Source organism: Streptomyces griseochromogenes (assembly GCF_001542625.1).
GTDB classification, from domain to species: domain Bacteria; phylum Actinomycetota; class Actinomycetes; order Streptomycetales; family Streptomycetaceae; genus Streptomyces; species Streptomyces griseochromogenes.
Genome location: NZ_CP016279.1, coordinates 3,743,925 through 3,767,570 on the forward strand (window position 1 = coordinate 3,743,925; position 23,646 = coordinate 3,767,570).

Annotated in this window: 14 protein-coding genes; 12 read left to right on the forward strand and 2 right to left on the reverse strand. The window is 70.0% G+C overall.

What is annotated here, in order from left to right; genetic code table 11:
* The first annotated feature begins 97 nt into the window (after positions 1–97).
* The 4 genes from AVL59_RS15895 to AVL59_RS15910 are packed head-to-tail and all read left to right on the forward strand — an operon-like array spanning position 98 to position 5,848.
* Positions 98–1,081 (forward strand): ABC transporter permease, encoded by a 984-nt coding sequence (locus AVL59_RS15895; RefSeq protein ID WP_067304435.1) that lies wholly within the window; start codon positions 98–100, stop codon positions 1,079–1,081.
* A gap of 1 nt (position 1,082) precedes the next feature.
* Positions 1,083–2,033 (forward strand): ABC transporter permease, encoded by a 951-nt coding sequence (locus AVL59_RS15900; protein ID WP_237281514.1) that lies wholly within the window; start codon positions 1,083–1,085, stop codon positions 2,031–2,033.
* On the forward strand, positions 2,030–4,114 hold the full coding sequence (locus AVL59_RS15905; protein ID WP_067304437.1) for a dipeptide ABC transporter ATP-binding protein: 2,085 nt from the start codon (positions 2,030–2,032) through the stop codon (positions 4,112–4,114). The genes AVL59_RS15900 and AVL59_RS15905 overlap by 4 nt, the downstream gene beginning before the upstream one ends.
* 51 nt (positions 4,115–4,165) lie before the next feature.
* The gene (locus tag AVL59_RS15910) at positions 4,166–5,848 is read left to right on the forward strand and encodes an ABC transporter family substrate-binding protein (RefSeq protein WP_208870386.1); all 1,683 of its coding nucleotides are present in this window, start codon (positions 4,166–4,168) and stop codon (positions 5,846–5,848) included.
* Positions 5,849–5,956: 108 nt separating this feature from the next.
* Here the strand turns inward: AVL59_RS15910 and AVL59_RS15915 are convergent, their stop codons facing one another.
* Together AVL59_RS15915 and AVL59_RS15920 are read right to left on the reverse strand one after the other, a co-directional pair.
* Positions 5,957–6,844 carry a DUF1684 domain-containing protein gene (locus tag AVL59_RS15915; RefSeq protein WP_079146719.1) on the reverse strand — a complete coding sequence of 296 codons (888 nt, stop codon included), beginning with the start codon at positions 6,842–6,844 and terminating at the stop codon, positions 5,957–5,959.
* Between the two features lie 78 nt (positions 6,845–6,922).
* Positions 6,923–7,846 carry an LLM class F420-dependent oxidoreductase gene (locus tag AVL59_RS15920; protein WP_067304439.1) on the reverse strand — a complete coding sequence of 308 codons (924 nt, stop codon included), beginning with the start codon at positions 7,844–7,846 and terminating at the stop codon, positions 6,923–6,925.
* 250 nt (positions 7,847–8,096) lie between these two features.
* Here AVL59_RS15920 and AVL59_RS15925 point away from each other — a divergent pair, with 250 nt between their 5' ends.
* From AVL59_RS15925 to AVL59_RS15960, 8 genes are all read left to right on the forward strand, one after another.
* Positions 8,097–8,900, forward strand: coding sequence for an intradiol ring-cleavage dioxygenase (locus tag AVL59_RS15925; protein ID WP_079146720.1), 804 nt, complete (start codon positions 8,097–8,099; stop codon positions 8,898–8,900).
* Between the two features lie 268 nt (positions 8,901–9,168).
* A complete protein-coding gene (locus AVL59_RS15930) occupies positions 9,169–11,523 on the forward strand; it encodes an ATP-binding protein (protein ID WP_237281515.1) in 2,355 nt (784 codons plus the stop codon).
* Between the two features lie 120 nt (positions 11,524–11,643).
* Positions 11,644–12,204, forward strand: a complete 561-nt coding sequence (locus AVL59_RS15935; RefSeq protein ID WP_067304443.1) for an alpha/beta hydrolase fold domain-containing protein — start codon at positions 11,644–11,646, stop codon at positions 12,202–12,204.
* 933 nt (positions 12,205–13,137) lie between these two features.
* On the forward strand, positions 13,138–13,392 hold the full coding sequence (locus AVL59_RS15940; RefSeq protein WP_159399924.1) for a hypothetical protein: 255 nt from the start codon (positions 13,138–13,140) through the stop codon (positions 13,390–13,392).
* A 146-nt stretch (positions 13,393–13,538) separates the two neighbouring features.
* Entirely contained in the window at positions 13,539–13,901 is a 363-nt protein-coding gene (locus tag AVL59_RS15945) for a hypothetical protein (protein ID WP_067304450.1), read from the forward strand.
* On the forward strand, positions 13,898–14,557 hold the full coding sequence (locus tag AVL59_RS15950) for a nucleotidyl transferase AbiEii/AbiGii toxin family protein (RefSeq protein ID WP_067304452.1): 660 nt from the start codon (positions 13,898–13,900) through the stop codon (positions 14,555–14,557). Before AVL59_RS15945 ends, AVL59_RS15950 begins: the two co-directional genes overlap by 4 nt.
* 685 nt (positions 14,558–15,242) lie before the next feature.
* Positions 15,243–21,224, forward strand: coding sequence for a DEAD/DEAH box helicase (locus tag AVL59_RS15955; RefSeq protein WP_159399925.1), 5,982 nt, complete (start codon positions 15,243–15,245; stop codon positions 21,222–21,224).
* Positions 21,225–21,229: 5 nt separating this feature from the next.
* A complete protein-coding gene (locus AVL59_RS15960) occupies positions 21,230–23,560 on the forward strand; it encodes a hypothetical protein (RefSeq protein WP_237281879.1) in 2,331 nt (776 codons plus the stop codon).
* Positions 23,561–23,646: the final 86 nt, after the last annotated feature.

Genomic DNA, 23,646 nt, shown 5'->3' on the forward strand with positions numbered 1-23,646 from the left:
TTCCGTACCCGCAGAAAGCTTCACCGCGCATGCAATCGACCTGTCTCCCCGGTGCACCTGAGGCGCACATCCTCTGTGTGGTGAGGAGGTGCCGCGCGTGGTGCGCTATGTGACACGCAAGGCGGTGGGCTGGCTGCTGATGATCGTGGTGGCGACGAACGCGACCTACTTCCTGGCCAGTTGGTTCCTGGACCCGCGGTCGAACTTCAAGGAGCTGCGGCCCGTCCGCAGTGAGGCACAGATCGACCGGGCCCTCGCGCCGTACGACCTGGACCCCAGGGTGCCGTTGGCGCACCGCTGGTGGGACTGGCTGACCTCGGTGACGCTGCACTTCGACTGGGGAAAGTCCCCCACCGGAGTCTCCGTCAACGGAGAGGTGGGCTACCGGGCCCTTATCAGCGCGGAGTTGGTCGTCGTCGCGACCGTACTGTCCGTCGTGATCGGCGTCGCGCTCGGCGTCTACACCGCCGCACGGCAGTACGGCTGGGCCGACCGGGTGTCGCAGGCCGTGTCCATCGTGGTGTTCAACGTCCCCACGTCCGTCGCCGCCCTCGCCGTGGTCTTCGTCGCCATCTGGCTGAACCAGCACGCCGGGCTGCACTTCCTCTACGTCGCCGGGGAGAACTCACCAGGCGTCGAAGGACTGCTCCCCACGATCGGCGACCGCCTCCTGCACCTGATCCTGCCGACCCTGACGCTCACGCTGATGGGTTACGTCGGCTACCACCTGACGCAGCGTTCGCTGCTGCTCGACACCCTCCACGCCGACTTCGTACGGACCGCCCGGGCGACCGGGCTCACCCGCGGCCAGGCCATCCGCAGGCACGCCCTGAGGGCCGCGCTCATCCCGACGGCGGCTTCCGTGGCCTTCAGCGTCCCGGCCGTCTTCACCGGTGCCGTCATCACGGAGACGATCTTCGGCTGGAACGGCATGGGCCGCTACTTCATCCAGACCATCAGCAAGAACGATGTGCACGGCGCGGTCGCGACGGCCGCCTTCGCCGCCGCTCTGACCGCGATCGGCGCGATCCTCGCGGACATCGCCACGGTCTTCCTCGACCCGAGAGTGCGGGTGAGCTGACGTGACCACCGACGCGACGACCGACGCGCCTTCGGGTCCGGCCGCGGAGCGGACTCCGGAAGCCGCGACCACTGCGCGGGGGCACACGAACCTCGGCCTCGGCCGGCTCTACCTGCGGCGCTTCCTGCGCAACCGCCTCGCCGTCGTCGGAGTGGTGATCTTCGCGCTGCTGGTGCTGTTCGGTGCCTTCGGCGGCCGATTCACCTCCTACGCGTACACCGACGCCGACTTCACCGCACTCACCCAGCCTCCGAGCGGCCTCCACTGGTTCGGCACCAACCAGGGCGGCAACGACATCTACGCCTGTGCCGTACACGGGCTCCAGCGCTCCCTGATGATCGCCGTGAGCGTGTCGGTACTGACGATCGTCCTCGCCGCGATCATCGGCTCCGGCGCCGCGTACTTCGGCGGCCGAGTCGAGCGGGTGACGCTCGCCGTCATCCACTTCCTCCTGATCGTCCCCTCGTTCCTCATCCTCGCGCTGGTCTCCCACCGGCTGGCCGGTGACTGGCGCGTCCTCATCGTCGTGCTGACCGTGTTCGGCTGGATGTCGACCGCGCGGGTGATCTGGTCCGTCTCGACCTCACTGCGCGAACGGGACTACGTGAAGGCGGCCGAGTTCATGGGGGTCGGTCCGCTGCGCATCATCTTCCGCCACATCATCCCCAACCTCGGCTCCCTGCTGATCGTCAACCTGACGCTCGGCGTCGTGGCGACCGTGCTCAGCGAAACCGCCCTTTCCTTCCTGGGGTTCGGCGTCCAGACCCCGGACGTCTCTCTCGGCACGATGCTCGCGGACGGCGCGAGCACCGTCACGAGCGCCCCCTGGCTCTTCGCCTTCCCCGCGGGGCTGGTCGTTCTGCTCACCGTGTCCATGACCTTCATCGGCGACGGCCTGCGCGACGCCCTCGACCCCACGTCAGTGACCGGCTCGGCAGGAGGCCGACGATGACCCTCGCGACCCCGCTGCCCGCCCCGGCACCACCTGCCGACGCCGTCCCCGTCCTCTCCGTGCGGGACCTGCGGATCTCCTTCCCCTCCGAGGCGGGCACCGTCGAGGCGGTGCGCGGCGTGAGCTTCGACCTGCTGCCCGGCCGGACCCTCTGCATCGTCGGCGAATCCGGCTCGGGCAAGTCGGCCACCGCGATGGGCATCATGGGCCTGCTGCCGCCCACCGCCGACCTGCGCGGCCGGGTACTGCTCGACGGACAGGACCTCATCGGCCTCGACGACCGGGCGCTGTCGAAGATCCGCGGCAACTCCATCGGCATGGTCTTCCAGGACCCCTTGTCCGCCCTCACGCCGATCTTCTCGGTGGGCAGGCTGCTCTCCGACGCCCTGCGGGTCCACCAGGACCTGACGAAGCGGGCCGCCTGGGAGCAGGCCGTGGAACTCCTCGATCTCGTCGGCATCCCCGATCCGCGCAGCCGGGCCACAGCCTTCCCGCACGAGTTCTCCGGCGGCATGCGCCAGCGCGTGGTCATCGCCATGGCCATCGCCAACCGGCCGTCCGTGCTCGTGGCCGACGAGCCCACCACCGCACTCGACGTCACCGTGCAGGCCCAGATCCTCGACGTGCTGCGGCTGGCGCAGGAGGAGACCGGCGCCGGTCTCGTGCTGATCACGCACGATCTCGGGGTCGTCGCGGGCCACGCGGACGATGTCGCCGTCATGTACGCGGGCCGGTTCGTGGAACACGCGGGCGTCGAGGAACTCTTCCGCCGGCCGACGATGCCGTACACCGCGCGGCTGCTAGCCGCCGTGCCGACCGTGGACGGCGGAGCCCGCCGCCCCCTGGTCCCGATCGGTGGGGAGCCACCCGCCCTGGTGGGCCTCCCGGACGGCTGCCCCTTCGCACGCCGCTGTGCCGTCGCCCTCGACGCGTGCCGCTCCGGCGAACCGGAGCTGCGTGAAGTCGCCGGGCACGGGCACGTGGCCTGCCTTCGCGCCACCGAGATCGCCGACGGATCCCTGGACCCCACGGGGGATGCCGCGCCCGTCGACCGACCGGCGCCCTCGAATCGTGCCGCGGCCGGTGAGGTGGTGCTCCGCGTCGAGGATCTCGTCAAGACCTTTCCGGTCACCAAGGGCGCCCTCCTCAAGCGTCGGGTCGGTACGCTGCACGCCGTCAACCGGGTCGGCTTCGAGCTGCGCGCCGGCGAGACGCTCGGTCTGGTGGGTGAGTCCGGCAGTGGCAAGACCACGACGCTGATGGAGATCCTTCGGCTCCGACGGCCCGAAGGCGGCCGGATCGAGATCTCCGGCACCGATGTCGGCACGGTCGCGTCCGGCGCGCGCACACGGGAGCTGCGGCAGGACGTACAGCTCGTCATGCAGGACCCCTTGGGGGCTCTCGACCCCCGCATGCCCGTCTTCCACTTGCTGGCCGAACCCCTGCGGGCGATCGGGCGTGATCGCGCGTCGATCCGCACACGGGTCCACGAACTGCTGACCCTGGTCGGTCTGGACGACTCGGTCGGCGAGCGCTTCCCGGCCGCACTCTCCGGAGGTCAACGCCAACGGATCGGTATCGCCCGTGCCCTGGCGACGGAGCCGAAGCTGCTCGCGCTCGACGAGCCGCTCTCCGCCCTGGACGTCTCGGTGCAGGCGGGGGTGATCAACCTGCTGGCGCGGCTGCAGCGTGAACTCGGACTCGCCTACCTCGTGGTCGCCCACGACCTGGCCGTGATCCGGTACATCTGCGATCGCATCGCGGTGATGTACCTGGGACACATCGTCGAGACCGGGGACACCGAGGCGATCTTCTCCGATCCGAAACACCCCTACACCCGTGCGCTGCTGTCGGCAATCCCGATACCCGACCCCGAGCGGGAACGCACCCGCGAACGCGTCGTGCTGGAGGGCGAGCAGCCGAACGCGGCCCGCCCGCCCGCGGGGTGTGTCTTCGTCGACCGCTGCCCGCTGTACCGCCTCGCCGACGAGGAGCTGCGACACCGCTGCCGCACCCAGCCCCCCGTGCCGACTCCCGCGGTCGGGCTCCCCGGCCATCAGTACGCCTGCCACGCCGTCTGAACACCGGCCCCGGCGCCGTTTCCCTCACCGACCTCTAAGGAACCTTCCACCATGCGCACGAGACTGGCCCTGCCCGTCGCCCTGATCGCCGCCATCTCCGTCACCGCCACCGCATGCCAGTCCGCATCCGGGAAGGACCCCGCGGAGTCGGACGCGAAGAACGCTCCCTCGGCCGCACCGTCCGTCGCCGACTACAACCCCACGCCTTATGACCGGATCAAGGACGGGGGCACGTACACCACGGTCGGGACCTTCGACGACCAGGGCAACCCGTTCAACGTCAATGCCACGCTGACCGCCTCCCGTGTCTGGGCCTGGTACAACGCCGACGCGATCACCTACTCGCCGACCGGCGACGTGCAGTACAACCCGGACTACTTCAGCGACGTGAAGGTCTCCGTGAAGGGCGGGAACCAGAAGGTCACGCTGACCATCAATCCCAAGGCCGGCTTCAACGACGGCACCCCGATCGACTGGACCGCGATCAGGGCCACGTGGAAGGCGAACAACGGGTCCGACAAAGACTACGCCGCCTCCTCCACGGACGGCTACGACCAGATCACCTCGGTCGAGAAGGGCAGCAACGCCAAACAGGCCGTCATCACCTTCAAGGGAGTCGACCCTTCCTGGTCGAGCCTGTTCACCACCTTCCTGCACCCCAAGGCCGCAACGGTCGAGAACTTCAACAAGGCCTACGTCAAGAAGGCGCACCCGGAGTGGGGTGCGGGGCCCTACACCGTCGGCAAGTGGGACACCCACTCGGGCGACATCACGTTCGTCCGCAACCCGAAGTGGTGGGGCAGGAAAGGCAAGCTCGACAAGCGCGTCTACGTCAACCTGGAATCGACCGCGGCGATCAACGCGTTCAAGAACGGGCAGCTCGACTACGTCTCCGCGGTCGACGCCGAGAGCCTCAAACAGATCAAGGGGCTCCCGGGCACGGAGATCCGCAGCGGCGGAAGCCCCTTCGAGTACTCGCTCTACTTCAACACCAAGTCCTCGGTCCTCGCCGACAAAACCGTGCGCAAGGCCGTCGAGGAGAGCATCGACCGCACACAGATCGCGAAGATCCGGTTCCAGGGCCTGGACTACAAGGAGCCGCTGCCCGGTTCCGCCATCCTCTACAGCTTCCAGAGGGGTTATGAGGACAACGTCTCAGCCGTGCTGAAGTACGCGCCGGACGAGGCCGGGAAAGCACTCGACGCGGCGGGCTGGAAGCCCGGGGGCGACGGCATACGTGTCAGGAACGGCAAGAAGCTCGAAGTCGGCTACACGCTCCTCGGCGACGACCCGCTGGACAAGGCGACCGCCGGCGCCTTCGCGGCGATGCTGAAATCGGTCGGCATCCGCCTCGACATCAGGAAGGCCGACGAGGCGGACTTCTCGAAGATCCTCAGCGACCGCAGGTTCGACCTGTTCCTGTCGGGGAACCGCTCGATGGACCCGTTCGGCGCTCGCTACCTGTGCGACTTCTACTGCTCCGACCGCGACTCCAACATCACGGGTGCGGGTTCGCCCGCGCTGGACACGGAGATCCGCGCCACCGGCAAGATCGCCGACCTCGCCAAGCAGGCCGCGGCGGCCGACGAGATCGAGAGGAAGGCGCTCCGGCAGTACGCCTTCCTCCCGGTGTTCAGCGGCCCCTCGACCTACGGTGTCAAGAAGGGCCTCGCCAACGTCGGTGCGACCATCTTCTACAACCCGCTCCCGGAGACGGTCGGCTGGGAGAAGTAACCACCCCTGCAGGACTGTGCCGTAGGGCAGGCAGCAGGACATGGGGAACCCGCACGGTCCTGCGAGCGCGACTGCACACCGGCCCGAAGCATCCGGTGGAGACGCTCGTCAGGAGTGAGCCGGGCGGGGGAACGGGTTCCCGGCCGCCGTCACCTCGGCCGGTATCTCGGCCGAGGACCCGCCGCGCTCCCGGGGGATCTTCTGACCCGCCTCGATCGCGACCGGCAGCCGGTTCTCGGCCGGTGGCAGCGGGCAGGTGGCCAGGTCCGTGTAGGCGCACGGCAGGTTCGCGGCGCGGTTGAAGTCCAGGACGACCGTGCCGTCGGCGGCCGGCGGCTCGACGGCCAGGACCCGGTTGGCGGCGTAGGTGGTGACGCCGGAGGTCGCGTCGGTGAACAGCACCATCAGCTGGCCGGCACCCTGTCCGGGAAATGCCGTCAGGGACAGCTGACGCCCGTGGAGCTCGAACTCGATCCTGCCCGGAGCGCCGTACACGTGCTCAAGGCCCTCGACGGCCGCGCCCACGGTGGTCGGCCGCGGCTCGTCGAAGGGGACGTACTGGCCCGTCACGGCCCAGCGCGGGTCGGGGGCGTAGGCGGGTGTTCCGGTGAAGGCGGTGCGCAGCGGCGCGTCCGGGTGCCGGGGGCGCACGATGTCATGGCCGCCGCGCTTGGCGACCTCGATGACGGCGTCTCCCCAGGCCGCGTCGACGCCGCCGCGTTCGGGAAGCACGCCGAAGCGGTGTTCACCGCGCACCGGCGTTCCGTCGACGACCAGTTCTTCTCCGTCGTCGAGATGTACGACGACCCCGTCGCGGCCGGTGTGCCACGCACCGGGCGCGTCGGGGAAGCGCTGCGGCCGGTCGTCGAGCCAGTGCAGGCCGGTGATGGCCAGGAACCCGTGCGGGTCGGCGAGCCTGGCCTCCTGGGTGCGGTACCAGTCCAGCCAGTCCTCGGTGAATGCCTGGAGGTCCGCCGTGGCGATCTCAGTGGTCATGAGTTCTCCTTGGTCACGCGAGGCTCGGCCTCGCACAGGGGTGCAGGGCATCTGCCGGCCGACGTCCGATGGGCTCACTCATCCGGCCAGTTCGCCGAGGAGTGCCCACGTGCGTCGGCGGGCCGCTTCTCCCGCGATCTCGGTGCCCGAGAACACGACCTCGGTGGCGCCGGCGTCACGGTATCGTCGCACTTCGGCTTCGACCGCCTTCTCGTTCCCGATCACGGCCACGTCGGCGGCCCGGCGGCCGCCGGAGAGTTCGATGACCCGCGCGTAGGACGGGATCTGTTCGTAGAACGCGAGGTTGTCGGTGACCTTCGCCCGCACCGCATCCACGTCGTCCGTGACCACGCCGGGTACCAGAGCCACGATCCTTGGCGCGGGACGGCCGACGGCCTCGGCCGCGGCGGTCAGTGCGGGAACGATGTGTTCCGCCAAGGCGCGCGGTCCCGCCAGATACGGAAGGATCCCGTCCGCCAGCTCACCGCTGACCCGCAGCGCCTGCGGCCCCATCGCGGCGACCAGCACGGGGACACCGCTCTCGGCGCCCGGTACACGCGCCGGGACCGGGGTGGTGGCGGTGAGCAGCTCACCGTGGAAGTCGGCCGTGCCGGTCTGTGTCAACTGCCTGAGTGCGATGAGGAATTCACGCAGACGGGCGATGGGGCGCTCGAAGGGCAGGCCGAAGCCGGTCTCCGTCAGCAGTTTGGTGCCCAGGGCCAGACCGAGGTGGTAGCGGCCGTGCGTCGCGGCCTGGGCCGTCTGGGCCTGGCTGGAGACGAGCAGTGGGTGCCGGCCGAAGACGGGGATCGCGGAGGTGCCCACATGCAGTCCGGGCACCGCGCGCCCGACGATCGCGGCGAGCTGGGGTGAGTCCGCGCCGAAGGTCTGGCCGAACCAGGCCGACCGCAGACCGGCGGCCGCGGCCTCCTGGGCCTGCTGCACGGTGGCGTCGACCTGGTTCCGCGCGTCGGACGCGTTGATGGCTACTCCAACAGTCATGCCAGTCAGAACGGGCGCCCGCCGGACCCGCATTCCAGTCCGCGTGTGACAGCTTCTTGTCAGTCATGTGTACAGGAGCCGTACCTCCCCGCAGCAGAGGCGCATCACCCCCGTCACCGTCACCGAGAACGGTCGGCCCACCTTCAGCGCGACGGCGCGGACGCGGCGCCGGTGGTGGGTTTCGTAACGCGGTGGCTTCGTGGGTCGTCCGTGCGATCCCGTGGGTCGTCACCGGCGACATGCTCACACCATGACTGACATCCCCCACCACAACACCGCGGAACCGCAGCGCGACCCCGAGCCGTCGGACGTTCCCGCGGGTGCCACCCGCAGGTCCGTCATAGCCGGCCTGGGCGGCGCCACCCTCGGAGTGGCCGCGCTGGGTCTCGCCGCCACGCGGGCGACCGCCGCCACCGAGCACCACGCCGTGGCCCGGCCGGCCGTCGCCTGCGTCCTCACGCCCGAGCAGACCGAGGGGCCGTACTACCTGGACCTGGAGACGGTCCGCAAGAACATCACAGAGGGGAAGGCGGGCGTTCCGCTGACCCTTCGCGTGACGGTGGTCGACGCGGCGACCTGCGCCCCGCTGCCCCGGACGGCGGTCGACATCTGGCACTGCGACGCCCTCGGCGTCTACTCCGGTTATGTCGCCGGAGGTTCCACCCCGGACACCACCTTCCTGCGCGGCGTGCAGCTGACCGACTCCGCCGGTGTCGCGGAGTTCACCACCGTCTACCCCGGCTGGTACGTCGGCCGGGCCCTCCACATCCATGTCAAGACGCATGCGGGAGGCACCGTGTCGGGAGGGACGTACCACGGCGGCCACGTGTCCCATACGGGCCAGCTCTACTTCCCCGAGGCGTACAACACCAGGATCGCCGCCCTGACCCCGTACCGGAACAACACGGCCACCCGCACGCTCAACGCACGGGACGGCATCTACCGCAACGGCGGGTCCTCGACCCTGCTGACCCTCACCCAGGCAGGCAGCGACCTCGGCCAGGGAGTGACCGGAACCGTCGTCCTCGGTATCGACCCCGCCGCCACACCCTGACGCACCCGAACGCCTGCGGTGGCCGGCCCCGCCACGGTGTCGGCCATCGCATCCGTGACGGCGGCCGCTCCGCTCCCGCCGAAGCCGGCCGGCGCGGTTTTCGCGGAGACACATGGCTGAAGGCGATGGTTTCGTTCCCGGGCGGTGCGGCCAGGAATCGGGGATGAGCCGGAGTCGAACATGTGAGGTGTGCGGTGCGGCGCTGATCGTGAGGCCGCACGGGGGCCGGCCGGCTCGATACTGCTCCAGCGCCTGCCGGCAGCGGGCGATGCGGCGACGGGCCGCTTCGGGTACCACGCCCGCGGACTCGACGGCCGGTAGGAGCGCCCTGCCGCCGACGCTCGACTCCTTCGTCGGCCGGCGGCACGAACTGTCGGGCCTGCGCACCCTCCTGAGGAGCTCGCGCCTCCTCACACTGACCGGTGCGGGCGGTGTGGGCAAGACCCGGCTGGCGCTCGAGTTCGCCAAGGGATTACCGAAGCGCTTCGCACGAGTCGACCTCGTGGAACTCGCCTCGCTCCAGGACGGCGCGCTGCTGACGCAGTCCCTGGCCGCTGCGCTGGGGGTGGGCGAACGAGCGGGCCGGACCGGCGTCGACGTGCTGGTCCGGGCGATCGGTGACGCCTCCCGGGTGCTGATTCTGGACAACTGCGAGCACCTGGCCGAGCCGTGCGCCCGGCTCGCGGCGACCTTGCTGGGCCGCTGCCCCCGGCTGCGGATCCTGGCCACCAGCCGGGAGGCCCTGAGGGTGCCCGGAGAGACCGTGTTCCGGGTCGGCGAGCTGTCCCTGCCGCCGGCCGACGCCGGAGACGATGTGACGGCCCTCATGCGGTCCGATGCCGTACGGCTCTTCGTCGACCGCGCCGCGAGCAACTCCCCGGGGTTCACGCTGCACCGCGGCAACGGCCACCTGGTGGCCGAGATCTGCCGGCGCCTGGACGGTCTGACACTCGCCGTCGAACTCGCGGCCCGCCACGTCGGTTCGCTCGCGCTGAGCGACATCCTGGCAGGGCTGGACGACCGGTTCTCCCAGCTGGACCTGCTGACCGGGGGAAGCAGAACCGGACCCCCACGCCACAGCGGGCTCGCCGCAGCGGTCGACTGGAGCCATCGGCTGCTGGATCCGGCCGAGCAGGCGGTCTTCCGGCGTCTCTCGGTCCTGGTCGGCGGGTTCGACGTGACCGCCGCGCAAACAGTCTGCGCCGGTGGCGGCATAGGCCGGCGGCAGGTCCTCCGCATCCTGTGCGCCCTGGAAGCGAAGTCGCTCGTCGTACGTCTGCCGGGAGAGACGGCGCCCACCCGCTTCAGACAGTTGAGCGCCATCCGTGCCTGTGCCCTGGACCGTCTGCGCGCCTCCGGCGAGCTGTACGCCACCTTGCGCCGGGCGCTCGCGTGGCTGACCGAGCTGGCCGAACGGGGTCGCGGGGACGTGTTCGCCGACCAGGCCGGCAGCCCGCTGGCGGCGGAACGGGACAATCTCGCCTCGGTACTGGCCCGCAGCGCCGGCCACGGCGATGCCGTACGGGTGCGGCTGACACTGGAGCTGGCGCGTGTGCACTACCAGCAGGAGCAGCCGTCGGCCGCCCGTGCGCTGCTCACCGGACTGCTGCGGGGAGCCGGGGGCCGGGCGCTGGGCGGGCAGGTACCGGCGCTCGCCGCACGAGTGGCCTGCCAGCAGGCCGATCTGGACGAGGCACTGCGCCTGGGCGAGCAGGCGGTGCGGAGCGAGCGGATGCGCCGTGACGCCGCCGGACTGGCCAACGCCCTGGACGCCCGGGCGGCGGCGCGGCTGTGCCGCGGTGAGTTCGCCGAGGCCGTCGCGGATCTCAGGGAGTGCCTGGAGGCCGTCGCTTCCCCCGGCAGGCCACAGGACACCGCTTGGTGCACCCATCACCTGGCCTGGGCGCTGCTTCAGGCCGGCGGGGAGCTGGAGGCCGACGAACTGATGTCACGGTGTCTGCCCGTGCTGAGGCGGCAAGCGCCGTGGCCCCGCACCGCGGCCGCCCTGCACACCGCGGGGGCCGTACGGCTGGCCCTGGGGCGTCTGCGCAGCGCGGAAACCCTGTTCGCCGAGGTGCTGCGGATCGCTCCAGGGGCCAGTTTCCATGCTCTGTACCCCGTGGAGGGCCTGGCTCTCGTGGCCGCGGAGAGCGGCGACATGCAGCGTGCGCTGCGGCTGTACGAGGCGAGCGTGCAGGCGCGGCGCCGCCTGGACACCGAACCCGAGGCTCCCTGGCGGCACAGGATGGAACAGGCGGCGGCGCGTGCCCGGACACGGCTGTCGGCAGCGGCGCAGGAGGCTGCCGTCGCCGGTGCCCGTGGGCTGTGCGGAGAGCGGCTGGTCGCGTACGCGCTCGGCGCGGGGAGCGGCAAGGACCGGACGGGGCGCGATGTCCGGGCCGCCGACGAGCGGCTCCGGCTCACCGTGAGGGAGTCCACGGTGGCCGAACTCGTCGCCGAAGGGCTGACCAACCGGCAGATCGCGGACCGGCTCGGCCTTTCGATCCACACGGTCGCCACGCACCTGGACAAGATCCGCGACAAGCTGGGCCTCCGCTCTCGCACGCAGATCGCACTGTGGGCAGTCGCACGGACCGAGGATGGGTGCACAGCCCGGCGGTGAGCACCTGGAAAACGGGAGAAGCCCAAGGGGGGCTGCCTGCATCTCCATTCATGCCGGGCCTGCCTGTCGTGACACAGATGTCGATGTGGTTCCGCCGCGCGTCTCCATACCCTGGTCCGGATGACGTGTACGAGTCAGATCGAAGGTCCGCTACCGGCGCAGCGTCAGCTGGTCACACGTCGCCTGTGCCGCGACGTCGGCGCGGTCGTGGCCGCCGTCCACTACCGCCGGTCACCCGGGCATCCCTTCCCGGCCCCGTACGACGACTGCCTGGCCGCGGCCCGCCACGTCGCCGACAGCGTCACGGACTACGGGGCGCGACGTGATCGCCTGGCCGTGGCGGGTGACAGTGCGGGCGCCAATCTCGCCGCCGTGATCGCCCAGACCTTCCGCGACGAGCACCGCCCGCTGGCCGCCCAGCTCCTGGCCTACCCGCCGACCGATTCCGACGGGGACTACCCGTCTCGCACCCAGAACGCCACCGGGTACATGCTCACCAGCGAGAACATCGCCGACATCCAGTACCTCTACGCCGGGAACGACCCCGTCGTAGTCACTACGAACACCTCGCCGCCGGCGGCTTCCAGGCTCATACACGGCTTCCTGAACATGTTCCCCGTCTCCGCCCGTGCCCACGCCGCTACTGCCGAACTGTTCGCTCAGCTCGAACAGCGCCTCTGACAACCAGCCGTGTCACCGCGAGGAGTGGGCCGACCTCGTCCGTGGCGTTGTGAGGGCTGCCGGAATCGCGCTCGACGGTGATCCGGACGGCTGGCGCTGGATCGTCGTCCTCCACGCTCTGGGCCGATCACGCTCTGAGCCGATCCATGTGGCCGCCTCGAAAGCGCACGGCTGCCTGCGGACCGCGTGCGGGCCCTCCGCTCGCATACCGTGTCCGGAGCCGTTGCCCCCGGTGTGCGCATGCCGCTGTGGCCGCGGTGGTGCCTCGTCTGCCGGCGCCTCGAAAGGGCGCACCGCGGTCGTCACGGGCGCGGGCAGCGGGATCAGGCCCGCCACCGCGCTGCGCCTCGCCGCCGGTTCCGGCCCGGGATCTTGGTCGGTCTGAGGGTCGGGTGGCGAAGCACCGCTGTGGTGATCGTCACGAGGGTTCTCGGGGGCCATTGCGTACGCTGTTCCCGGTAGTACGGGGGCCCGCCCGGGGGTGATGCCGACCCCGAGCAGCCCGTCCGATCGCCTGATGCCTCTCCAGGGAAGTCAGCGCTCGGTCAGCATCAGTCCTGAAGAATCTGGGGAGAGCTGCCCGAACACGCGACTGACTGTAAGGTGTGGAAACAGCCCTTGAACTGCAAGAACGCAGGCAGGGAGCTCAATTCAGGGAGTTCTGAATGCTGCGCACCATGTTCAAGTCCAAGATCTAGTGTTTGGGTGTTTTTGCAGGTCAGAGGCTTGATGGCCTCGCTCGGGTCAGCAAACGGTCAGCATTGGGCGCGGGAGCGTCCCAGCTTGCTGACCAGCTGGCCGTCATGACGGGCGACCGGGACACAGGCGCCTGACTCTCGCTTGAGACGTTCGCTGCATGCCTCGACAGCTCGTCCGCGGCGTGGATCCTGAGTGAGTGGGCTGCGTTCGGGGCCGAAGCGGCGTGCCTTATGGATGCCGCCTGCCCCCTCCGGCCGCTGTCGCCACCTCGCCCGCCCCGGTGTCGTTCTCGTCCACTGCGCCGGCGTCATGGGCCTCGGCTTCGACACCGTCGTCATTCCCGACGCCGGGACCGAAGCCGCAGTCCACTCCACCGCGGCGGCCCTCCGCGTGACCTGTTGCATCACGATCACCCGCGCCCGCAAGCGGGGCTGGTCCTCGGTCGGCAGGGCAGCCGGTTGCCGCACCACCCGGGGGCTGCACGGGTAGGCCATGATGCGCCAAGGGGTCCTTGCACTATGAGCGTCCACGGTGTGAGGTGTCCGAGGGAAGGGCGGGCGGCGCCCGACCCGTACGTACGACAGGGGAGCCCCGTATCCACCGTTCCGCCGCCTCCCAGCAGCGATACTGGATGCATGGATACGACGATCACAGCCCCCCGTGCCGAGGTGCTGCGAGACCGCTACCGCAGCCGACTGCCCGAGTGCTTGCAGGAGCTGGCCGGCCCCGTCGAGGGCAACGTGGATCTGCCGCTCCACATCGTCTGGTCCGGGAGGACGAGCTACAGTCTGGACCGTCCGAAGTCCCGCATGACGCTCTACCGGACCGTCCTCGCAGAAGGACTGAGTGAGGACCTGGTGGTTCTCCTGCACCACCGGCTGCTCACCGAGCAGTGGCCCGTGCTGCGGCGCTTGATCAGTCCCTACATCCGCGAGGTCTGGGAGGACGCCTTCCCCGAGCTCCTCCGCACCGGTCTCGCTGACACGACCGCCGCGTGAAGCTCACTCCGCTCCACGAGCGTCTCCTCGCCGACATCCTCGACCTCGGCTCCCCCTACCCTCTGGTCCTCACCGGCGGTTACGCCGTGCAGGCCCACGGCCTGGTCGAACGCTTCAGCCGTGACCTCGACGTCGCCACCGAGAACCCCGCTCCGATGCAGGAGATCGTCGCCTCACTCACAGCAGGTCTCAGCGCGCGCGGATGGCGGACCACGCACGTCCAGACCGATCCGCTCAGCGGCCGGTTCCTCGTCACCGATCCGGACACCGGCGAGGAGTGCGAGGTCGACGTCCTCAAGGAGGCGTTCTGGGCTCCGCCCGCCCAGACCCCCTACGGCCCCGTTCTTTCCCTCGACGACGTGATCGGCACCAAGGTCCGTGCCCTCGCCGACCGCGGCACCGTCCGCGACCTCATCGACGTCCAGGCTGCCTCCCGCCACCGCTCCGCCGCCGACCTCGAATCCCTGGGCCGCCGTCGCGCCCACGATGAGTTCAGCCTCGAAGACCTCCGGGACCGGCTCATCGGCGCGGACTGGTACGAGGATGAGGACTACACCGCGTACGGGCTCACCTCCCGGCAGATCGAAGAACTCAAGGCGTGGGCCCTGGAGTGGGCGGAGGATCTGGGTGCGCGGATCCATGACGAGAACGCCTGAGAGGCGGTCATCGTGTCCATCCCCCCTCTACCGCCGTTGCAACGAGAGGATGCGGTGTAGCCAACAGGTTCCAACCTGCAGCCGTCCACGGTGGGTGGCTGCCCTGCACAGCGGACGTGCAGGGCAGCCGAGCGATACCCCGCAGCGGACTCACGGCGAAACCGGGCTGCGGTAACGGTCGAACACTGCATCCCGTTCCCACTCCCATGTCCAGTCCGGTCCGGACGGTGGAACTCGGTAACGGCCAGCTCGAAGAATTGGTCGTAAGGCTTCCGGCTGGATCCGGAAAGTCTCGCCGAACCCCTCGACGTCACCCCTGCCGAAGTCCTGTATGGAGGACGGGGCACGGACCCGTCCGTAGTGAAGGCACGCCGCGAGCGGGCCAGCAGACGGCGGGGGAATGCGCGAAGGGGTGATGGCCGCAGCAGCGGAAGAGGCCGCGTACCGGACGGGCGACCACGCCGATCTTCCATCACGTGCGCCTTGTGCGCCAGTTCGGCTCGTGGAAGCTGAGCACCATCACGCCTGTCCATGTCCGTCTGACGCCCACGAATATTTCTGCTTAAGGCCCGTAACCTTCCGAATAAAACTATGATGTAGGCCACGTCCCGGGTCTCCAGGGGAGGGAGAGCCGAGGGAGCGGCGCGGTCGAGCATGGGCCGGGGCCGTGTGCAAGGGGGTGTACATGCCCGAAGGGCAGACGGTTTCTGCGGCGTCGCGGAAGATTGCAGAGCTGGTCCGCGCCTTCCCGTCCGGAATTTCTGAGCGGGAACTGGTCGTCGAGGCCAAGAGGCAGTTCGGCACACTGCCGGAGCAGCGGTTAGTCAAGCTGGTCGCCGAGGCGGTCCGCGGAGGTCTGCTGATCGCTTCGGGGGACCTTCTCCTGCCTGTTGCTCCGCAGGAACCGGTGCGCCCGCCACAGGTGGCGTATGAACGGCGCCAGCCAGGCGCTGAGTCCGCTGTTGCTGCAAGGTTGGACGAGACGTCCGTGCTGCGGACTATCGCGCTCGACGTCGAAAGCGTCGTACGGACGACGGCGACCGCTCCCTACTTGGAGCGGCACGTCTACGAGGTGGCAGCGGTCAGGTTCGGCGCCGATCGTGAATGGGTCGCTGCGGCGCCCCGCTGGCGGCGGTACCTCAGGTTCCCTGGTGACACTGAGGAGTTGCGTGACGGCAGCGTGCGGGACGCTGTGCTTGGCCAGGGGTTATCCCAGCAACAGGCGTGGACGGAGCTGAGTGACTTCCTGTCGGACGCCGATGTAGTGGTCGCCTATAACGGCACGACACTGGACTTTCCCGTCGTCAGTGAAGCGGCGAAGGAGTCCGGTGCCAGCGATCCGCTCTCCGCCGTGCGCCCCGTCGATGCCCTGTACCTCGCGCACGCCCTTTGGCCGACAGCCCCGTCCCACCGACTTCAGGACCTCGCGCTTCAGCTCGACGTCTCCCGTTCGGATCTGCGTGCCCATACTGCGGACGGCGACGCGGTCTTGCTGGTGCGCCTCCTGGAGCGGGCCGCCGCCGAGTTCGCCTGCAGGACGGCCGAATTGCGTGATCTCATCGCCGACGTCTGCCCCGGCTCCGACGCGTGGCGGCTGCTGCGGGAACTGGCCGAGGGTGAGGCCGCCAACGATCGAGAGCCGCGGATGTGGGAGCAGGCGCATGTGGCCCGCCTGTTGGGTGCCGAGTTTGGGCGGCACACGCCGCGTCGAACCCCTGCCGGAAGGGCACCGGGCAAGGGCGCCGTGGACGTGCCGGACGTCTTACGGGGCGCCGACGGACGGGTCGAGCCGACCGCTCTCGCCCGGGTCGTGCACGGTTCCCGCGTTGAACCCCGGCCCGCCCAGCAGGAGATGACGGCGACGCTGCACGACTGGACTGACCGCGGCGTCGGCGGGCTGCTGGAAGCGCCCACCGGCACCGGAAAGAGCTATGCGGTACTTGCCGCTGCGCTGGACTGGCTCGCCGGTGGTAACAGTCGTACCGCTGTCATTGCCACGTACACCAAACAGTTGCAGAGCCAGATGGCGAAGGACATCCAGGACTTGGAGTGGGCCCTGCCGGGCATCCTCGGGGTCGCCGACCTAGTCAAGGGCAAGTCCAACCGGCTCTCACTCGCAGCCCTGACGAAGACCCTCGCCGAGGCCACGCGTCGGCGCCGCTCCGCGGGCACCGCCCGCGCCCGCTTCTCTCAGCGGAGCCGGTTCCGCGAACTCGCCGTCTTCCTCGCGCTGCGCCTGCTCGCGGCCAAGGAGCCCCCGCAGTCCTGGACGGCCAGATCGGTCGACCCGGTGGACCTGCCCGCCTCCTTCACCGACTACATCGGGCGCGGCCTGCCGCTCTGGCTGGAGTCCCTGTCCCAGCGCGACGGCGACTACGGCCCCGCCGCAGGCAACCCGCTCGCCGTGCACACCGACACCGTCCGGGAGTCGATCGACAGCCACCGCCTCATCCTCGCCAACCATGCGCTCGTCCTCTCTCACCTGGACGACCTGCGTGCCGTCGGACCCGAGGTGCTCCTCGTGATCGACGAGGCGCATGAGCTGGAGAACGCCGCCACGTCCGCGCTGACCGTGACCGTCGACCACCAGGACCTGGAAGCTTTGCTGCCGGAGTACCAGGCATGGATGGCGGACGCGCACCCGGGCACCGCCAAGGAGCAGGCCGCCGCAGCGATTGCCGATCTCGAACGACTGCTCGATGATGAACGCCTTCCCCGGCTGGCGGCGCAAGCCTTCGACGCCCAGGCCAAGGGGGTGGGCGTACGCATCGGCAGCCGGGCGACCACGCTCGCCAGCCCCTACGCCGGCACCTCCGGCACCCGGCACACCCGGCGCCTGTCGCTGGTGCTGGAGAGCATTGCCAAGGCGCTCGTGTCCTGTCGCATCACGCTGGAGCGGTACGTGGTCCAGCACGCTGCCGGAATCGATCCCCTGGTACGCGAGCGCCTGACCGCGCTCGCGGAGCACACCGACTCCCTCACCACGGCCCTCGACCGGATCACGGCCGACATCCGCGCCTTTCTCGACCCCGCCCTCACCCTGGACGAGGCTCCCCCTTCCCGCGTCATACATCTGGAGGAGCTGGACGAACCCAAGGCGGAGCTACGGTCCTATCGCTTCCGTGTCGCCACCAGTCCCGTCGATCTGCCCGCAGACCCGGAGTGGCGGCGTTACCTGGAGTCCTTCGATCGTGTCCACTACGTCTCCGCGACCCTGCGTGTCGCCGGGGAATGGGATTTCATGCGGACCCGACTCGGGTTGCCCGACGATCTGCCGACGCTGGCGCTGCCTTCCCCGTTCGCCCTGCGCAGTCAGGCCGAGGTCGTGTGCTTCTCCGACTTCCCCTCCTGGGCGGAGCAGGAGGAGGGCGCCCTGAGGACCGTCGCCCACCAGGTCGCCGGATTCGCCACCGAAATGACACGTGTACGCGCCGACGGCAACGGCTTCGACGGCGGCGGCATGATCCTCACGACCGCTCGCTCGACCGCCGCGGGCATCGGCTTCCACCTCGTGCGGGAGCTGCGCTCCCGCGCCCTTGACACCCCAGTCGTCGAGGCGCTCACCCTCGGCAACGGCCGGGCCTATCAGGCCTTCACCGACCGGCGGGGCGGCGGAGGGTTTCTCGTCGGCACCAAGGGACTCTGGCAAGGGGTCGACGTCTCCGACGCCGAGCGGCTGCGTCTGGTGTGGATCAACAAACTGCCCTTCGCACCGTTCGCCGCTCCGATCGTGGAGGCTCGGCGCGCGGCAGTCGCCGAACGCGCCGAGCAGGCCGGCCACCCCGATCCGGAAGGTGCCGCCACCGAGCACTACTACCTGCCGCTCGCCGCGCTCCAGCTGCGTCAGGCGGTGGGCCGGCTCATCCGCTCCGACCGCCACCGCGGCGTCGTCGTCATCAGCGACCGCAAACTCGCGGGAGCAAGCAGCCTGCGCCGCTCCTACCGGCGTGCCTTCCTCGGCAGCCTCGATGACGGACTGCAGCGCCCCGACCCGGAAACCGGCGACACCGGCGGCGGCAACGTCGCCACCATGGCTGAAGGATGGCGTCGCATCTGGGAGTTCATGGCGGCCCACAGCCTCCTGGACCCCGCCCGGGCCGCGGAGCTGTGTACCGACGAAGCCCTCGAACGACAGACCCTCCTACCGCACACCAGGCGCATCCGCGAACTGGCGCTGACCACCGAAGAGACTCGGAAGCTGCGGGAACAGGGCCTGCTCGTGGAGGAGATCAAGGACCGCTGCGCCCGCATCGGAGGATTGTTGCGGCTCGTCGACGAACCCGTGGCCCTCAAGCCGGCCCAGCAGGCTGTCATCGCCGCCGCGGCCGAGGGACGCAACGTCCTCGGACTGCTTCCCACAGGCTTCGGCAAGAGCTTCACCTTCCAGCTGCCCGCGCTGGTCCTACCCGGCGTCACCGTGGTCGTCAGCCCGCTCGTCGCTCTCATGCACGACCAGGCCCTCGAACTGAACCGGTCCATCGGTGGCGCGGTCCGCGCGCTCATCTCGCCGCTGCGCGAGTCCAGCAGCAGGGCCGGCAAGACAGAAGTGACGGACCAGCTCCTCGGTCGGGCCGACCACGGTATCCGCCTGGTCTACGTCAGCCCGGAGCGCCTGTGCCAGCGGCGCTTCCGGGAGACCGTCCGCGCGGCCGCGGCGGCGGGCCGGGTGACCCGGATCGCCGTGGACGAGGCACATACCCTCCCGCAATGGGAGGACTTCCGACCCAGCGTGCGCCGGGTCAGCAGGTTCCTGGACGAGCTGCGCCGGGACCACGGGGTGGCGGTCACCGCGGTGACCGCCACCGCCAACAGGGCCGTCCACGAGGCGCTGCGCGAAGGACTGTTCGGTCTGCCCGCCGAGGTCCCGGAGCTCGCTTCGGCCGAGGCGACCGCCGAAGCAGAGCATCCCGGAGTCGTCGGCGGGCTCCTGACGGTGCGCGAGAACCCGATCAGGCCAGAACTCGCCGTTTTCCGCCGCTCCCTCGACCGGCTCGGACAGGGAGGTGTGGCCGGGCTGGTCGAGCGCGTCGTCGACGCGCTCGACGGTCACGCCATCCTCTACTGCCTCACCGTCAAGGAGGTCAACACCCTCTACACCCACCTGCGCGAGTACGTGGGTGACGCCGGCGTCCGCGTGCTGCGGTTCCACGGCCGTCTGACTGAGGCGGAGAAGGCGGCCGTCATGACGGAGTTCCGGGAGGCGCCCCGGGAAGCCGACGACGGCTTCGTCCCGGTCGTGGTGGTGGCCACCTCCGCGTTCGGGCTCGGTGTCAACCGGCCCGACGTACGCACCGTGATGTGTGTGTCGCCGCCTACCGACCTGGCCGCGCTCTACCAGCAGTTGGGTCGGGCGGGGCGGGACGGCGCGGGCCGGGGGACGGCCGGTGATGGCCCTGTCAACAGCGGTCTCGCCCTCGCGACGAGCCGGGGTCTGCGCATGGTCCGTTTCATGACGGGCCAGGAACTGCCCCCGTCGCTGCTCCGGCGCATGGGCAGCCTTGTCCTCGCCCAGCGGGACGGCACGCTCGATCCGGTACGGCTGGCCGACCTGCTCATGGCCGAAGACGCCGCGAGCGGTGCGCTGAGCGAGGCCGAGCTGGACGACCGGCACACCCAGGAGCGCTACCAGGGCGGCATCATGCGGGCGTTCAGCGCGCTCGCCGACCTAGGCGCCGTCGAGGACCTCGGCGACCACCCGCCGTTCTGCGCGGTCAAACCCGGCGACCTCCGACCGGCCGGCCACGGCGCAGGACAGACCCCTACTACTGCAGCGGAGCGCGACGAGGAAGCGGCCGGGTCCATGCGGCTGGAGCAGGCCGTCATCGACACCGCCCTGTCCTGGGACCCCCCACGACAGGTCGACGTCCGAGCTCTCGACCGGGAACTCGCCGCCCGGTGCCCCGGCTACCGCTCGGTCGCCGATGGACCGTCGGCGACCTGGGAACTGCTCGCCGATCTCCACGACCGTGGGCTCCTGGACGTCTCAGCGGCACCCAGCCGCCGCCTGGTCACCGGTCTGATCACCCGCACCGGCACCCTGCCCGACGGGTTCCTCCCGCTGCTCGGCCGACGCGGCCGCCGAGCCGCCGAGGAACTGGCCAGGCTCCGGAACTTCTTCGACGCGAGCACGGTCTGCGCTCAACGGGTCTTCGCCGATTACTTCGGCGTCAGCGACCTGCCCCAGGGGTGCTGCACCACGGCCCGCTGCCGATGCTCGGCCTGCTGGGACACCGGCCGCTGGCCCGTGGAGGAGCGGCGCCCTGCCGTCGCCCAGGCCTTCGACAGCCCGCGCCCCCGCGAGGGAGGCGGTGCCGACACCTCGCTGCGTGACCAGCGCGTCGACCTCCAGGTCCACCGGCTGCTGCAGCTCCAGCCGCAGGGCGCACACCCCCGCCGGCTCTGGCACGCACTGCGCGGCGACGAATCCTCCTACAACCCGAGCAATCGAAAGATGATCCCCCTGCCGAAGGCGATCCGGGAAAGCCGCCACTTCGGCGGTCGCGCCGATCTGCCCTATGCGGCAGTAGGCGCGAGCCTCACACGGCTGGCCGCAGCCGGAGCAGCAGTCGAGGGCCCGGACAGCCTCTGGCGAGCCATCCGCCCGGTCCGACACACGAGATCCCGCCGTGCGGGAAGCGGATCCGAACGAAAGGACGGCTGGGTGTGACCACGATGATCAGCACTGGACCGGACATCTGGCGGCCCTTCGACGGCGAGCCTGTGCTCACTCCGGCCATGACCGGCGGACACCGCAGCACACCCACCGAGGAACTGGAACGGTTGCGTCGCTACCTGGAGGCGGTCGTGGCCGACCGCGTGTGTCCGGTGCACACCGCGGTCGCCTTCAACGCGGCCTATTTCGGCTACGAACTCGGTGATGAAGGCCACGGCAACGGTCCGTTCGACCTGGACGCGTTCCCCTCCCTGATGCTGGGCGACGAAGTACCGGCCCTGCCCGTCGGGGCACTCGTGCGCATCGAAACCGGATCCGACCCGCTGTACGCGGAGATCGTCTACAAGGAGGGCCGCCACCCCGGCGTCGAAGAGGGTGCCGACGTACCCGCGTGGCTGTCCGGGGCACCGGCCGGTGTCCGAGGACCGAGCGAGCTGTCGGAGGCGCCGCACCCAGTGCGCCGGGAGCTGCTGGTCCCTGATCTCACGGCGTTCGGCCCCGCGCTGCAGCTCAGCGAGGCGAAGTTGCAGCGGTTCCGGGCCCGCCAGAAGTGGCTCAACAAGGACGGCCACGTCGTCGTCGACGCCCGCTACGGCTCGGCGCCGCAGGCCGGGCTCGACGACTGCACCGCCTTCGTGCAGCACCTGCTGACCCACCAGCGCGAAGCACTGCTGAGCCCCCTCGTTCCCGCGTCCGTCGCTCACCTGGCCGGGGGTGGCACGGAGGAGCGGCTGAAGAGCGCCCTCAGCGGGCTGCTGGACACCGTTGATCACGCCTTGCGCACCGGCGACAGTCTGCGCAGCTGGGGCCACTACGCACTGACCCGTACCCGCATCGGGGCCGCCCTGGGCCACGACGGGCCGCTGGGCGGCGACGACCTGAGAGCCCTCGCCGGCTCCCTGGAACGCAGTGCGGCCCCTGCCATCCACCGACGGCACGGCCTGAACGGTTCCCGCACCGTGTACACGGCGATCGGGGCGTGGCTGCGCGGCGTCGACGGTGCCGAACCACTGCTGAGCGGAGTGGAATACGCGGTCTCGGTGTGCCGCGCCAACCTGGCGGTCGCGGACTTCGTCCGGGGAGAGACGGACAACGGCATACGCGCCGGGAGCGACGTACGGATCACCCTCGACGACGACTTCCAGAACGGTGGCATCTGGCGGTCCCACCATCCGGGCTCGGAGGAGGCGGACGACAGTGATCCGCTGCGCCCAGCGGGACGCGGCTGGCATGACACGGTGCATCCACCCGCGCCGCCCCGGCCTGTCGCGGTGCCGCACGCACAGAGCATCCCCCGAGGGGAACAGCCGGAGGACGAACAGTACGTCCATGCCGAACCCGCGGACACCCCGCTCGTGGACGGTGACCGGATCGGTCCGCCGAACTACCTCAGGATCAACGACAGCGAGGTCTGCTGGCAGACCCCGCTGCGTCTCGCTCACCTCATGGAGGACCGACTGCCGTTGAGCCCCAGGGCACGGGACGGGTTGGCATATCTCGGCACGGATACCGTCTCCGTGCGCGTACGCCTGGAACTCAGCCATTCCGGCGGCGAGCTCGACGCGTCCGAGGAGGTCCAGGAAGTACTTCTGGATCTCACCGATGAGACCGGCATGCTCCGGAACGTCCAGTGGCCCATTGATTTCTCCCCCGGGCTGTGCCTGTACATCCAGTGGCCGCGCGGCGGCACCGTCTTCCGGGTCCACACCGTCGAACTGGAACACCCCGTCGACATCGACGGGCATCTCGTCGGGCACCGCTACGACCCGGGAGTGTTCACCCGAGAAGGAGCGCCGGGTAGCGACCGGGACGGTGACTCGTCCGCCGGCCTCGACGCCCGGCGTCTCGTCCTGCGTACCGTGCGACGCTTCGGCCGCCTCACGCCCGACGGACATGCCCTCCTCGACCGGGCCGCCCTCCCTCGAGGCGTCTACGACACAACTCCCGCCCCCCACCAAGTCACCGTACTGGAGCAGGCCGTTGACGAGCTCCTCGCCGAACACCACCTGTACCCGGCCATCGGCAGCCGCGGTGCGGACGGCGAGCCCCACCACCCTGCCCGCGACGGTGAGCCGCCCATCGCCCTGATCGGTTACGCGCCGAACCCCGTGGTGGTGCCACGACCGGGCTCGGGTGCCGGCGCGCCGCCGCAGGTCCACGGCGTGGAGCACTTCGTCCACGGCTTTCTGCGGAGGCTGCCCGCGGGCTCGAATCCGACCGATGCACAGCGCGCTGCCTACCGCGAGCACTGCCGCCATGTCGGAAAGGCGGACGGCTGGGAACTGCCACCCGGCTACACCTTCGTCACGGAACACTCTCGCCGGCGCTGACCCGCCCCAGCCGGACCGGCCCGACATGCGCGCGCCGCACGCCACACCCCCCGCATCCACATCACAGAAAACAAGAGATCGGGACT